Source organism: Microcoleus vaginatus FACHB-2002 (genome assembly GCF_040004035.1).
GTDB classification, from domain to species: Bacteria; Cyanobacteriota; Cyanobacteriia; order Cyanobacteriales; family Microcoleaceae; genus Microcoleus; species Microcoleus vaginatus_C.
This window is the reverse complement of sequence record NZ_JAMPLN010000011.1, coordinates 133,801-148,552: the sequence shown is the minus strand read 5'-3', so window position 1 is coordinate 148,552 and position 14,752 is coordinate 133,801. Positions and strand designations below refer to the sequence as shown.

Annotated in this window: 11 protein-coding genes; 6 read left to right on the top strand and 5 right to left on the bottom strand. The window is 44.4% G+C overall.

Going from position 1 to position 14,752, the window contains the following annotated elements:
- Positions 1–344 precede the first annotated feature (344 nt).
- Both NDI35_RS12350 and NDI35_RS12345 read right to left on the bottom strand, forming a co-directional pair.
- On the bottom strand, positions 345–833 hold the full coding sequence (locus NDI35_RS12350) for a BON domain-containing protein (RefSeq protein ID WP_445312986.1): 489 nt from the start codon (positions 831–833) through the stop codon (positions 345–347).
- A gap of 476 nt (positions 834–1,309) precedes the next feature.
- Entirely contained in the window at positions 1,310–1,864 is a 555-nt protein-coding gene (locus NDI35_RS12345; RefSeq protein WP_445312985.1) for a hypothetical protein, read from the bottom strand.
- A 69-nt stretch (positions 1,865–1,933) separates the two neighbouring features.
- Between NDI35_RS12345 and NDI35_RS12340 the strand changes: the two genes are divergently transcribed.
- The 3 genes from NDI35_RS12340 (at position 1,934) to NDI35_RS12330 (ending at position 5,791) form a co-directional block, all read left to right on the top strand.
- Positions 1,934–3,340 (top strand): S-layer homology domain-containing protein, encoded by a 1,407-nt coding sequence (locus NDI35_RS12340; protein WP_445312984.1) that lies wholly within the window; start codon positions 1,934–1,936, stop codon positions 3,338–3,340.
- 538 nt (positions 3,341–3,878) lie between these two features.
- Complete coding sequence (locus NDI35_RS12335) at positions 3,879–4,913, top strand: histidine kinase (RefSeq protein ID WP_445312983.1); 1,035 nt, start codon at positions 3,879–3,881, stop codon at positions 4,911–4,913.
- A gap of 620 nt (positions 4,914–5,533) precedes the next feature.
- Complete coding sequence (locus NDI35_RS12330; protein ID WP_445312982.1) at positions 5,534–5,791, top strand: DnaJ C-terminal domain-containing protein; 258 nt, start codon at positions 5,534–5,536, stop codon at positions 5,789–5,791.
- Between the two features lie 232 nt (positions 5,792–6,023).
- Here the strand turns inward: NDI35_RS12330 and NDI35_RS12325 are convergent, their stop codons facing one another.
- Together NDI35_RS12325 and NDI35_RS12320 are read right to left on the bottom strand one after the other, a co-directional pair.
- Positions 6,024–6,269 carry a hypothetical protein gene (locus tag NDI35_RS12325; RefSeq protein WP_445312981.1) on the bottom strand — a complete coding sequence of 82 codons (246 nt, stop codon included), beginning with the start codon at positions 6,267–6,269 and terminating at the stop codon, positions 6,024–6,026.
- Positions 6,270–6,286: 17 nt separating this feature from the next.
- Positions 6,287–6,820 (bottom strand): HAD-IIIA family hydrolase, encoded by a 534-nt coding sequence (locus tag NDI35_RS12320; RefSeq protein ID WP_445312980.1) that lies wholly within the window; start codon positions 6,818–6,820, stop codon positions 6,287–6,289.
- An 825-nt stretch (positions 6,821–7,645) separates the two neighbouring features.
- On the opposite strand from NDI35_RS12320, the gene NDI35_RS12315 reads away from it, so the two are divergent.
- From NDI35_RS12315 to NDI35_RS12305, 3 genes are all read left to right on the top strand, one after another.
- Positions 7,646–9,178 (top strand): MFS transporter, encoded by a 1,533-nt coding sequence (locus NDI35_RS12315; RefSeq protein ID WP_445312979.1) that lies wholly within the window; start codon positions 7,646–7,648, stop codon positions 9,176–9,178.
- A 173-nt stretch (positions 9,179–9,351) separates the two neighbouring features.
- The gene (locus NDI35_RS12310; protein ID WP_445312978.1) at positions 9,352–10,647 is read left to right on the top strand and encodes an RNA-guided endonuclease InsQ/TnpB family protein; all 1,296 of its coding nucleotides are present in this window, start codon (positions 9,352–9,354) and stop codon (positions 10,645–10,647) included.
- 232 nt (positions 10,648–10,879) lie between these two features.
- The gene (locus NDI35_RS12305) at positions 10,880–12,361 is read left to right on the top strand and encodes an MFS transporter (protein ID WP_445312977.1); all 1,482 of its coding nucleotides are present in this window, start codon (positions 10,880–10,882) and stop codon (positions 12,359–12,361) included.
- Between the two features lie 146 nt (positions 12,362–12,507).
- On the opposite strand, the gene NDI35_RS12300 is transcribed toward NDI35_RS12305, so the two are convergent.
- Positions 12,508–14,676: a KAP family NTPase gene (locus NDI35_RS12300; protein ID WP_445312976.1), complete on the bottom strand. Its 2,169-nt coding sequence runs from the start codon at positions 14,674–14,676 to the stop codon at positions 12,508–12,510.
- Positions 14,677–14,752: the final 76 nt, after the last annotated feature.

Below are 14,752 nucleotides of genomic sequence, written 5' to 3'. Positions count from 1 at the left end.
GCCATCAATCACATTTAGTCATTCTTTCCCAACATTTTTCATCGGTCGCTGGGAATAACCTCTGTCTCTATCTTCAGGCTGGTTTCCCACTAATTCTCCGGGATGGGAAATCGGAAATTGGGAAGGGGAAGTTGCAGGTATTGGGCGAGTTTTGAGTGCGTGAATTTTAAATGCAATTTACACTCTTTAACTTAAAACCCCGCTCTCCCTAGAGAGTCACCTAAGCGTTGCGATCCGCTCCCAAAGCAATCTTACAAGACCCAACTTTACCCTCTTCCCTCAGACTTCTCTCCTAGATAACTACATCCTTCTTCCTACCTTCCCTGGGATTTCTTCCTTCTAATTTATTGATTGCTGCTAGGCGATGCGGGTGCAGCGGGGGCGACAACAGCGGTAACATTCACCTGTTTGACACCCTTAATCTCTTTAGCTAGCGGCTCAATTTTAGCTAAATCAGTTTGATTGGGAACTGTGCCACCTACGGTGACAAGCCCGTCTTTTGCCTCCACAGTTAGCTGACCTTTAGTGATGTTTACTTCTAATTTAGATCGGACTTCACTTTGGAGGTCGCCATCGGCTCTTATGGCATCGCCGCCCGTCACATTGTTGCGCTGTTCTCTGGCCCTGATATCAGAATTTGCTTGGTTTTGGCGAATCTGGCTAGTGGCGTCACCCTGAGTTTTTTGAACTGTATCGGCTGGGGGTGGGCTAGTGGTATTTCCTGTGGCAGAACTAGGAGAATCAGCGCTAGTTTTAGCCACGTCGCTGCTGCAAGCAGCACCTCCAAATAATAGGATGCTGCTGAGGAGAATTGGTGTTAGTTTGTTCATCATAGGTTAATACCCTCCGGGTAAGCTTTCAATGAGGCTGACTTGGTTGAGCCAGGTGGGAGCCAGATGAAGCAAGACAGCATCTTTGTTTGTGCTTTCTGGTTTGTGCTTTCTGCGCATTTAAAAATCCTTATATCAAATATATAAACTTGAGCAAGGATCTACATCGCTCCACGGGTGTAAAATTTATCTATGTCGTTAGATAGAGTACAAAAAAGAAAAAAAGATCTTAAGTCAAATTTAGCGTAATTTAGTTCTGACCACATTATTACTCAGAAACAGGTTTGAGCCCGCCTTTTTGCTGCCCAAGTCAATATTTTCATAGACACCAAGTTTAAAAGCGTAAGTTTTATGAATAAATTCGATCGCCACTCCCAACAAATTTTTCCCTCGAACCTCGAACCTGGGACTTCTTGCCTCAACATCCATCCATTAAATCGGTTAAAGCCCATACATTGCTGGTTGCCGAACCTCCTGCTTCAAAACAAACGAAAAGAGTCGAGAAATTTTTGAGCATTTTCTGGTTCTGGGGTAGTGGCAACCAGCCCGTAAACGCGGGTTTCCACCAAAAAAACTTGACCTACACCTACAGGTTCATCGGGGTAAAGTGTCTGAAACTCAAACTCTTTTCCCGGATAGCCTCCGAGGGAAATATCCCGCACTTGCAAGAGTTTAGCATTCGCTGCCACGACGAAAAAATCAACGGCACTATTTAAAGTTATTCTGATATTATTGATATTATTGTTCCTCAGCCGCAAATCTAGATCTAAGTATTGAAGCAAATAAGTTTCTTTGTTTTTTAAGTTCAAGCGGTATGTATGAGCAATAATTTGATTTGAAAAAATTTCGGAATTAATTTTGGGATTTCCCGGCATATCGATCGCAAATTGACCAATCGCCGAGCAAAATGGCTGCCACTCTGGCGTCTGAAGTGCTTCCGGCAGCGGGGCTTGTTGAGCTTTTGCGGGACTGGCAAACTTGACAGGCGAGATAAGCAATGTAGCAGTAACTAGGAGTAAATACAGTAATTTCATTTTGGTAAAAATTATATTGACCCGATCGATCTGCGCTAGCCTAGAAATATATCCGCAAAGGGGGGATTTATGCTGAATATTATATTTACTCAACGGCGAGGCAACTCGATCGGCCGATCGCCAGCTAAAACCAGTAAAACCAATAAAACCAATATACTCGCTGCTGTAAATACTTGGCTGGCTGTATGTCTGCTGGCTGCTGTCACAGCTTGTGCAAACAGCCCCAACAGCAAGGCCCTCGAAGAAGCCTTAGCCGCCGATCCAAAATTAAAACAAAACCCAGTAGTTTTCTCTTCCCCGCCACCAGCGACAGCAATTGAGACAAACTCTATCGCCAAACTTCCTCCCGATTTCCCGACAGAGATTCCACTCTATCCTAATGCTGAGTTAATCGAAGTTGGTGGGCAAACCGATCCGTCGCAAAAAAATGTGCGGCTGCGCTGGGAAAGCACTGATCCTGTTAATTCGGTTCAGAACTTTTACTCGACAGAGTTTGGGCGTCGCAACTGGGAAATAGTCAGCCGCCCCACCGCCGAGGGACAAGGTTCTTTGGTAGCAACGCGAGATAATTTACGGGTAACTGTGTCGCTTTCTCCTACTCAGAAAGTAGGGGGTTCTACAGAATTTGCGATCGACTACAGCAAAGAAAGCCCCGAAATTGCCGCCAGTCCCCAACCTAACAATTCCGAGTCTAGCGCATCTCCAACCGCTTCACCAACTCCATCTAATTCAGAGGGAACTACTTCCACACCATCCGCCTCGCCAAAATCAGCAAAAGTTAGCCAACTAGACACCCAAATTCCTCAACAGTTGCGGCAGTATGTGGCTGATTTAAGTCAGTTGGAAGTGCTGAAAGTGCGATCGACAGAAAATGCTAATTTAGAAACAGCCAGCACTTTGCCCAAACCCAACAAAATTGTCACTCGCCGCGAATACGCCCGCTGGTTAGTAGGCGCTAACAATCAGATTTATGCTAGCCGTCAAGCCAAACAAATTAGATTAGCAGTAGACTCTAGCGAACCCGCCTTTTCTGATATACCTAAAACTGACCCGGATTTTTCAGCAATTCAAGGTTTAGCAGAAGCCGGTGTAATTCCGAGTTCGCTTTCGGGAGAAACTAAAGATGTGAAATTTCGCCCAGATGCACCTTTAACTCGCGAAACAATGATTCTTTGGAAAGTACCTTTAGACACTCGTCAAGTTTTGCCCACAGCTAACATTGACGGAGTGAAAGAAAAGTGGGGTTTTCAAGATGCTTCTAAGATTGATTCCCAGGCATCGCGGGCAGTTTTAGCTGATTTTAACAATGGAGATTTGGCGAATATTCGCCGCGTTTTTGGTTTTACTACTCTGTTTCAGCCGAAGAAATCGGTGACTCGCGCCGAAGCTGCTGCTAGTTTGTGGTATTTTGGCGTTCAAGATCAGGGATTGTCTGCTAAAGATGCCCTGGAAGCAAAGTCTCAACCAGCTCAATAGAGGTGTTTGGGGTGGTTAAAAGTTTTGAACACACCCTCTACTTACCAATACCCAAGAAACCGGGTTTTTTCTCTGTAAGCAAACCAGGTTTCTGCGTCCAAGACTGCCGAAATTTTACCAAATTTTGATTAATCGGCGTGCGATCGCCCGCCACAAAAATTGCAGCTTGAGTTTCTAAGATTTCGGTGAATATGGCTTACGCAGAAACCGACTTTTATCTACGAAAATGCCATGTAAAACGCGAGGCATATCCGGTGAAAAACCCCGTTTCTTTAATTCCTCTGGGGAGTTCTCGTAAAAAACCATTTTACAAATTAACAACCGGCTTTCTGTCCTTGTGGTCTATCCTAGGGGATAGATTTTTTTTTATTTAATCTTAATTTCTGTATACTGCCATACAACTGCTGCATTTGGCGGGCAAATTTTATACACATTTTAACTAACACTTTGTTCAAAACTCTCAGTAGGATTCCGGATGCCGTAGCGGCCTTAACGATAAATGAACAAGAGTGTTTGAGCTCTTGGAGAGCATTTTTTCATGTACGATATTACCTTATTTACCCCGCAAGACATGGCTAAATGCAGCTTAGTCCTGCGCCACTTAGGTCGAAATACTGCTAGTATGGAAGCCAGCAGCCAGAAGATTGTTAACTATATTTACCAACATTTTTGCGATTCGCAAACTGGAGAAAATACCTGTGCCTTAGTGCGTTTGTTCAAAACTCATCCCTACGGGGAATTAGAAGACTCATTGCAACAATCCGCCCGCCGCTTGATCAAGGGCAATTCCCCCGCCGCCGACATGAAATGTTGGACTCTGCTAGCAGCCGCAGGCACACAACCGCAGTGGAATTCTCGGCACACAGCAGCAGAAAATACAGCTATTCCATTAGTTAGCACAAAATTAGTGGCTCAAATGCCGGCGATTTCGGAAATAATCCGGCAGTTTGGTTTAGATATTCCTACATTCCTCGGAATTGAGCCAGAAAGGTTCCTGCAATTAGAGCCTGCAGTATTAAATATTTTTCACGTATCAGAGGCAAAAGGCAGCCGCTTTATTCCTGAGCAAAATTCTTTAATTATCCCCTACAATGTCAAGTCTGTCTTGGGATTTGGGGGACTTCTGCCGTCAGGAAGTTTGTTTGCGGTAGTGATGTTCCTGAAAGTTAAAATTCCCCAAAGCAGGGCTGAAATGTTTAAAGATTTGGCACTTAGTGTCAAAACAGCATTGTCTATCCCCGACGAAAATAGTGTTTTTGAATATTCAAAAAATCCTAAAAATTTTGTTACTAATAACAATTTAGCCGAAACCCAATTACTGGAAGATCAAGTTGCTAATTTAATTCAAATGCTGGATTTTTCCGAACAAGAAATGCTCAGACAAGCCTCTGGGTTTCAACAGACAATTGACAACTTACAGCGCGAACTGGCAGAGTACAAAAATAAGGAACAAGCTTTGAAAGCAAGCCAGAATTCGTTTACAGGCATCCTCAATATTCCCAAAGAGGCTATTGGTAGTCTAGAGGAAAATCAAGGAATTCAGCATTTTAATCAAGGGGAAGAACAGATTTAAACCAAGCTCTGTGTTTAGCAACCCGGTTTATCAAAGAAACCGGGTTGTTGCTGTGTTTGTTCAGTGAATTTTACTTTTATAGGAAGGAGTGCGAGCATCCGGCTCGCTGTATATACCTGTAAAGAATGAAAAATAAATAAGGTGACTAATAGAGCAATAGTTTACCTTGGATCAAGGCTTCTGGGGTTTAATTGTGCAAGTTATTGATTTTTCATTCCTAAGTAGGTCGGCAGAAAAAAAATAGGTAAATAAATGAATTTTAATGCCCGTTCCCCAAAATAATACTACAAAAACGCTGAGAGTTTGAGAAATATTTTATGCACGTAAACTACCAAGAAAAAATTGATTTAACCCCAGAGGAGTTAAAAATAATTTTGTCGCAGACCCGTGAACTATAATTAATCGGCCACAAATTCAGACACCGAGATTGTTAAAGGCTGGATATAACCAAAGCTTTACAGATGTAGTGAACCTGCGAGATATAAAGAGAATTACTGTAAATAGATGGTTAAAACAATATAGTGCTGGCGGTCTGCAAAAACTGTTAAAAATACGGCACGTAACTGGTAGACCCGGAGTCATACTCTCCCCTGACACAGCCACGCCTATTAACGATTAATGTGCGAATTCAACCAGGGCCTAAACCCGGAAGCCGCATCTGTGTCAAAGGTAAGCGTCGTCCCAGTCCATTCTCGCAAGCTAGGAGAGATTTATACCTGACTATCGAGCTACTGCCCCATCCATTTTTCCGGTTTAAAGGTGATGATATTATCAGTGAAATTCCGATTAGACCTGATGAAGCTGTATTGGGTTCTCAAATAAAAGTACCAACGCCTGACGGCACCCAGAGTTCATCGAGTGTTCAAGCTAGCGTGTAACTAGAATACTTTCGCCAAGTAGAGAAAGGGTTCTCATGCTTACGGCTGGAAATTATTTTATCTGCGCTCCTTGGCACTTATTTTAGGATGCAAAAATAGTCTTACAATGGCTACTTTTTTTTGCGCCCACATAGAGCGAATTTTGCGGGGTGTGTTTGTCTCGGACATTGCTAGTTGCAGCATACCCGATCGCGGTTTGCGGTATTGTCGGGACCACTTAGTTTGGCTGTGGTCATTCCCCCTGCTGTGCTTGAATTTCATTGAGCAACATCTCATCAGAGTAGGATTTTTCCCATTCGCCCTGAAGCTTGAGCCGCACTGACTTTGCGCCACCACTAGGCGTACAGACTACCCAGTAGCTATCTTCTTGTCCTTTAACCTGAGCGGCATCCTGGTTTTCTGCATTGTGGGAAATCCCAGAATAGGCTTGAATACATACCCAGGTAATGCCGTTGCTATCTGTAATCTCTCGTTCCATGACTATCCTATCGATTACTATACTTCTGTAAGGTTGGGGACGATCGCCTCTTGATGTTGCTCGATCCAGTCCCATGCCCATTGAAAGGGTATACCTGCTCCTTGCGCCGCTTGTTCATCTTCGGGGCGATCGCCCACATACAGCGAATTTTGCGGGGTGTGTTTGTGTCTGACCATTGCTAGTTGCAACATACCCGATCGCGGTTTGCGGTACTGTCGGGACCACTTAGTTTGGCTGTGGTTATAAACATTGTGATCGGTGACGCGGAAACACTTTTTACCCTCAAAGTCTGGGCAGAAGTAGATTTCTCTCAACTCTGGGAATAACTCAAGCGTGTATTGCTGTTCCTTGATGCACTCTTGCATAGACTTATGACCGGCGGCAACTCCACCTTGGTTGGTGATGCCGACAATTATCCAATCCTCCTTGAAGGTGCCAATGGCAATCTGGGCACCTTCAATAATGCGTTGATCTTTGGGATGTTGGAAGTATTGTTGTCCGCTGAGCGGTTCACGGAGCGTACCATCCATATCTATTAGTAATAAGCTCATCGTTCCCTAGAAAATTTCCTGTTTTATTAAACATCCTAAGCTGGGATGGTTTCCCTCTCCTCTAGCTAATGGAATGTACTGCTAGGGCGATCGACCTATCTTGAAACGAAAGGGGTTGCCTCACCGCCAGAGATACAAATCTCGCCCACCAAAGAATTTAGCCTCACCTCAGTGCTAGCAGAGACAACCCCTTCCTTTTGCCCCTCCTTCCTGAAACCAAGTTGATGATTACCTCAAGTCCGATGCCCCTCGAAGCCCAACAACGCCAACCACCTGTAATTTATTGGCTTCAATCGAGCCTACTCCTTAAAATCCTAATTAAAAATTCTTGCGCTTGAAGATGAAGTCACTCTAGGAAAGTTTGGTCGAGTTGAAATCTACGAGTTCAACTTCTAACTGCATATACCTTGGAGGTGGCATATCTGCATCCTCCTCAGAGTTTAGAAATAAATCTATCTTGAGAAATAACCTCTAATGATTAACTTTAAACTAATTTAAGTAAATATTGTAACTAACAACTTAAAATTTGTTTACAAAAAACAATTATTTTTTATAAAGCTTTTTGTCAAATTATTAAAGTTCTACTATACTAGAATAGAGAGTATTTTTATATGAATTCTGTAAAAAAAGCCTGACTATTTGAGACAGGTTGTGGTTATATTTCTGAAATACTTTATGGCGTCTAATAATTAACGCTCAGCAGGTAAGGGGTTGCCATTACAGGATTTAAATAAAGCATTTTTTAGGACATTTGTCTTTAGAAAGGCACTCAGAGCAAAGCAGTAATGTAGTTCCGATTAAGTCTTTAAGTATTGTCTAGATAATATGCTCAGTCCACACGAAGATAGCATTTTAGTAGAAACGAATCCTCTGACCCCTCTGGTCATTGAGAAAAGCTCAGACAATAAAGCATTATCAGAGACAGTATTTACTACAAACCCGCATCTTAAAATTCCCAAGGCAGAAATTCGGAAAAGCCTGAAGGCATTAACTACCGAAGGTAGCTTCGCTACGGTATTTTACAGTATAATTGGCGGCGCCTTGCTTAGTAATTTCTTGCTGGATCTCGGTGCCAGTACAGTGGAAATTGGTCTGCTCGCCTCAATCCCTCAGCTAACCAATTTGCTGCAACCGCTGGGAGCCTATCTGGGAGACCGCCTCAAGAGCCGCCACTGGTATTCCCTGTTGATTTTCGGCTCGTCGCGGCTGCCGTGGTTGCTGATTGTGCCTGGGATTTGGTTGGTGGGCTCATCTCGTATCCAGCCGCGCCAGTTGGTGCTGTTGACATTGGCAATTATCTGCCTGAGTAATTTCATGGAAGCTTTGGGCCGTGCTTCCTTTCTTAGCTGGATGGCTGTGTTAGTACCAGACCGATTGCGGGGGCGGTATTTTGGCTTTCGCAATAGTGTGGTGACATTAACCAATCTCATCGGCGTGCCGCTTCTGGGTCTAGCGGTATCGAAGTGGCCGGGTGGTTCGCTCTCTGGCTTCGGTGTGGTCTTGGTTGTGGGAGTTGTGTTCGCAATACTCAGTCTGATCTTTCAGTTCTGGATAACCGATGTCAACCCGCAGCTAGTACACGCCGCCGATTCCGATACAGACCACGGGTCGCCCTTGAAGAAAGTTTTTAGCTTCTTTAAAAATGCCAATTTTTTGAGGTTTCTGCTTTACTCTGGCTTGTGGAGCTTTGCGGTTAACGTCAGCGCTCCCTTCTTTAACCTCTACTTGCTGGGGGACCTCAACCTAGATGTCAGCGTGGTAACGCTCTATAACAGCTTGGGAGCTGGTGCTAACTTGCTGATGCTGATGTTCTGGGGCAGACTGGCTGACCGGATTGGCAATCGTCCACTGATGATAATGGTAGGCATCTTGGTGGCTCTGACGCCTCTACTGTGGCTAGAATCTGGAACTTCTCCCATTTTCCTTTGGGCTTGGTTCCCCTTGTTGCACATACTCGGCGGTGCGACTTGGGCAGCGATTGACCTGTGCAGTGGCAATCTGATGATGTCGGTGACGCCCCTACGCAATCAGTCGATTTATTTTGCTGTTGCTGCGGCGGTTCCTGGAATCACTGGGGCGATCGGAATTAGTGTTGGTGGCTTTGTCGCAACTCTGACTGATTTTGGTGGCTTGCCAATGGTGTTTGCTCTCTCAGCCGTCCTGCGGGTGTTGGCCCTCCTGCCATTGGTGTTTGTTCACGAGCAGCGCTCTGTGCGTGTGAGTGAGCTCATGCGAGTCCTGATCCCAACACTCAAGCGTCAAGCAGCGGCTATTCAAGCAGGACGCACCACTTTGAAACCATTACCATTAATAGAAGAACTTGAGGATGAAGGTCCACCTGCAAGCTCATCCACTTAGTCTTGAAATGGCGAATTGACGAACCCTCCCCGTTCAGGGGGAGGGATTTTTATAAAGAATACCCTGAAAACCCTGTGGCTTTAGCCCAGGGATGAAAGGGCGTTGCAGGATTTATTTTGCCTACTATCAAGATTGCCAGATGCGGTAAAATAAATCAAAGGAGGTGAAATCAAATGTATGCAGTACAAAAAGATATTTGGCATTTAAAGGGACTCCACAAAACCATTGTTGAGCAACTACTGAGATGGTCGAACAATCTGTTTAATGTTGGCACTTACGAAAGTCGCCAACGATACTTTAAGGATAAAAGAGCTGTCAAATATCTTGACTTGTACAAAATTACTAAAACCAACGAGAATTACGGTTTACTCTATTCTCAGGTAGCTCAACAATCCCTTAAATCTGTTGCCGAATCTTTTAGCTCTTTTCGAGCCTTGGAAAGGTTAGCCAAAAAAGGAGAGATTAATCAAAAACCGAGGCTGCCTAAATATAGAGCAAAAGGCGCTATGTACCAAGTCTCCTATCCAGGGCAAGCCTTAAAAATAGTTGGCAATCGAGTGAGGCTACCTCTGGGAACCAAAGGGAAAGGACACTTTGGGACAGATGCTCTCTGGGTTCCATTGCCAGAAAGGTTAAAAGATTGCCAGCTCAAAGAACTTAGGCTGAGTCCTAAAAACGGTCAGGTCTGGATTGAGTATGTCCACGAAAGTCTAACTGAACAGCCTCGCCTGTGCAGTCTCGAAGTAACAGGAGTTTTGGGCATCGATCATGGCATCAACAATTGGTTGACCTGTGTCTCTAGCAATGCCAACCCTTTCATTATTGATGGTCATAAGTTGAAGTCTTGGAATCAATGGTTTAACAAACAAAAAGCTTTTCTTCAATCTGAACACGCCCGACATAAATTACCTCAAGGCTTTTCGTCAAAAAGACTGCAACAGTTATCGGAGACTCGCGCCCGAAGAATGAGGGATGCGGTTAATAAAGCAGTCAGAACAATCGTAAATTATTGCAAAAACAACCAAATTAACGTCATAGTTTTTGGCTGGAATAAAGGACAAAAGCAAGAAGTTAATATGGGAGGTAAGATTAATCAGAGTTTTGTTCAAATTCCTACCGCTAAAGTCAAGGAAAGATTGCAGCAAGAATGCGACTTAAGGGGATGGCGATTTGTAGAGCAAGATGAATCTTACACATCAAAATCGAGTTTTTTAGACCGAGATTTTCTGCCAGTGAAAGTCGGTGAAAAACCCGACAATTGGCAGCCATCGGGCAAAAGAATCAAAAGAGGATTGTACCGTTCTAGCACTGGATTGTTGATCAATGCAGATACTAACGGTGCAGGGAACATCATTCGGAAATCAAAAGTAGCCACAGACTTAATTATTAAGCGAGTGGGTAGTGGGCTGCTGACGAACCCTTTAAGAATTAAACTTTGGCGGGATTCATCCCCCAAAGTTTGTCCTTAAGAATCCCCGCGTATGCGAGACCGGGGAGTGTCAATCATAGTTCATTGCAATAAACTACTGCGGGGACAAGAGCCGCCTTGTACCATTTCTGAAAATTCAACTATTAAGTATAATTGCTTATTACAAAAGCTTTTCTACAGATCTATCCTAGTGGGGATGTGCCAAAAAACGAAATGATAATTGGTTTTCTGCTTATCATATGTTAATGTAGCGGATATTACCAAGAAAGCTCATGAATCCTCTACTGACAGGATTACTAAACTTGCAAGGAGTAATAGTTGAAGATTTTCAACACACCGAGAAAAATTTAGTATTAAAAGTCGAATCTGAGAATAGGGCATTATCAGAGACGGTATTTCCTCCAAAGCCGCCTCAAAAAATTTCCAAGCGAGAAATTCGGACAAGCCTCAAGGCATTAACTAGCGAAGGAGGCTTCGCTACAGTCTTTTCCAGTATCATTGGCGGCGCGTTGCTCAGTAATTTCTTGCTGGATATCGGTGCCAGTACAGTAGAAATTGGTTTGCTCGCCTCAATTCCTCAGCTAACCAATTTGCTGCAACCGCTGGGAGCCTATCTGGGAGACCGCACTAACAGCCGCAATTGGTATTCCCTGTTGATTTTTGGATCCTCGCGGCTGCTGTGGTTGCTGATTGTGCCTGGGATTTGGTTGGTGGGCTCATCTCGTATGGCTGGACACCAGTTGGTAGTGTTGACACTGGCAATTATCTGGGTGACTAATATCATGGAAGCTTTGGGCCGTGCTTCCTTTTTTAGCTGGATGGCTGTGTTAGTACCAGACCGATTGCGGGGGCGGTATTTTGGCTTTCGCAATAGTGTGGTGACTTTAACCAATCTCATCGCTGTGCCACTTCTGGGTCTAGCGGTATCGAAGTGGCCCGGTGGCTCGCTCTCTGGCTTCGGTGCGGTCTTGGTTGTGGGAATCGTGCTGGGGATAATCAGTCTGGGCTTTCACTTCTGGATGACTGATGTCAACCCGCAGCTATTACAGGCCGCCGATTCGGATACAGACCACGGCTCGCCTTGGGCGGCAGTTTTTAGCTTCTTTAAAAATGCCAATTTTTTGAGGTTTCTGTTTTACTCTGGCTTGTGGAGCTTTGCGGTTAACGTCAGCGCTCCCTTCTTTAACCTCTACTTGCTGGGGAACCTCAACCTAGATGTCAGCGTGGTAACGCTCTATAACAGCTTGGGAGCTGGTGCTAACTTGCTGATGCTGATGTTCTGGGGCAAATTGGCTGACCGGATTGGCAATCGCCCGCTGATGATAATGGTAGGCATCTTGGTGGCTCTGACGCCTCTACTGTGGCTAGAAGCTGGAACTACTCCATTTTTCCTTTGGGTCTGGTTCCCCTTGTTGCATATAGTGGCCGGGGGGACTTGGGCAGCGATCGACCTGTGCAGTGGCAATCTGATGATGTCGGTGACGCCCCTACGCAATCAGTCGATTTATTTTGCTATTGCGGCGGCGGTTCCTGGAATCACTGGGGCGATCGGAATCACTGTTGGTGGCTTTGTCGCGAGTCTGACTGGTTTTGGTGGCTTGCCCATGGCGTTTGCTCTCTCAGCCGTCCTGCGGCTGTTTGCCTTGCTGCCCTTGGTGTTTGTTCGCGAGCCGCGTTCTGTGCCTGTGGGTCAGCTAATACGCACCCTATTCCCCGCCAGACAACCAATAGAGCTGATTGAAGCAAAGGAATAGCAATAAATTTATGGCCTAGCCCTGGTTGCTTCCCTGAACGATGAGTTTCTAACGTTCGCCGCCAGTCAGTTGCGTCATACCCTCCACATCATTTTGATTACCGGATCGAGGCTCTAGCAGTGCTATTCAACCGCCTAAATCCTTGCCTAATCCGAGCCTTGTCCCTGCTGGTGCATCTCATATTCTTGGATAAATTGGGCGATCGCATTTTTCCCATCTTCTGTTAACTCGCTCGTTTCAGCGAGACTACTCATTCGCTCAACGATCGCGGATGGTTCGAGATAGGGTTCGAGCCAGCTAAGGTCAAGTTTGTAGCCTGTTTTTTGAGTTTCGTTTGACCCATCCTCACTAAAATCTTTTGGCAGCAAATTCTCCAAGAAATTAACTAGCCCTTCGTCATCCTCAATAATCTTTTCAACCCATTGCTTGACTTCCTCTTCTCCTGCCCAACTTTGCCAATAGTGTAAATTTTCAGATAGCTTTGGGGATTGCAGTAGGGAGTTTTGTTGTGCAGCATCTCGCAGCCGCTTCAAGGCTATTCCTTCAAGTTCTTTCAGGTGTTCTACACTCTGGAGCCATTCCTCTGCGGGGATAAATTCCTCTGCTCCATACTTACCTTGTTCCTGACCAAAGGCTGCTACTTCGCGCACAATTATGGATAAGGCGTTACCGTTTGATATTGCCTCTTTCAAGGTTTCAAACCGTGCTTGTTCGTCAATCCGATGCAACAGTTGTGAGATCAGGCGTTCAATTCTAATGTCATTGCCAAAATCAAACATTCCATGCGGTTCGTCTTCCGGAGGCAAAAGCTGGTCGCCGACATCAAACAAAGCTTTCACAAGTGAAGGAATGCAATCGGTAGGAATTTCTTTTTCAGGGTAATCCTCAAGCCGTTCAAGAAATGCCCGAATTTGTGTCGTGCCATCAGAGCGTTTTTGATGAGCAAGTTCTACAAGATTTTTACCAAATGCCTTTGCATCTTTTGCCAAGGCAAAAATTGTTTTTATCTCAGCCTCCGAGAATTCATCTTGTGTTAAGACTAAACGGAAGTAGTTGGGAAATATATCTAAGCTGCAAATACGTAATTGCTTGCCCCATATTGACTCGTCTTGGGCAGGGGAATAGGTATTATACCAAACACCTTCTAATTTAGGGAAAAGGTGCAATAGCAGCCGTTTTATTGGTTCTTTATCCTCATATTTAAACTGAGCCAGCCACGAAGAATGAAAATCTTTGATTTCGTCCCATGTCGGAATTAGAGAACCTTCCACATCCACACTTCCTGCAAAGAATTTAGGATTTTTGCGGATTATGTCATATATCATTGGGCGAAAGGCTCGCAGGGACTCAATAGCAATTAAATCAACTGGGTTCACTTTACCTTTCACCGCTGGGTATGTCACGGTTAAGAGGTTGGTTAGACGAGTAATGTCGCGAGGGTTGGTAATAAAGTGGTCTATCCCTTGTAAATAAACATTGCCCCAGCGATTTTGATTGAGTAATGGCTTTGGTGCGTCAGCCACTATGCCATTGAGTTTTTCAAAAAGTAGCTTGCGGAGTGAGGTTTTATCTGGGAGAGGTAACTCAAAAGAAGCTTGAACAATCTGATTGAGATAGGTGTCTCCGGGTAAAGGTTGTTTATCGGCGAGGGTTTTGATGACAACTTCTTGATCGAAAACGAGCAAATAGACAACGTTAGTAAAGTTGGGAATTGATTTAACAAGATAAAATAATTGACTAATTTCTTTAGCGGAGAGCCTGTCAATATCGTCAATGGTTACTACGATTCGCGGATGCTGCTTTTCTAGTGTATCTTCAACTTCTTCTTTTAAGTCCGAAGTCTCCTTTTCTTGATCATCAAATAATTTTACAATTGCCTTACTAGCTTGAGCGTAAGGAATAGGAATTTCAGAAACTGCTTTAGCCAGATTGCTTATTCGACCTAGGAAGCCTTTGGGGACAGCTTTAAATTGACTCAAAACAGCCTGCAATTGACCAATAAAGCGCCTTGTGATGTCTTCCCCCCCAGAAAATAACCAGGGATTAAAAGGCACAATAATAGGTTGCTCGCTCTCTGGCTTTTGCTTGAGATAGTACGTTAAAAAGTTCAATAGTGTGGATTTGCCAAAACCGGAGGAACCGTAAACTGCAATAACGAACCCTTCAGGAAAGTTCATTTGGCAAATACTGTCTGCAAGATGTTGGGCGAAGGGTGCATATCCTAATCGGTCTTGTTTCGGCTCGATTAAGGCATTATCTGCAGATGGGTCACTAAAATCATCAGGCAAGATTTCTGAATCGTTCTTTGTTGCCATACAGCCTCTCTCTTTCTTAGGTAAGGTAATCTTACCGTACAACGTTTGTTTTAATAATTAACACCCCCTTAGCGTG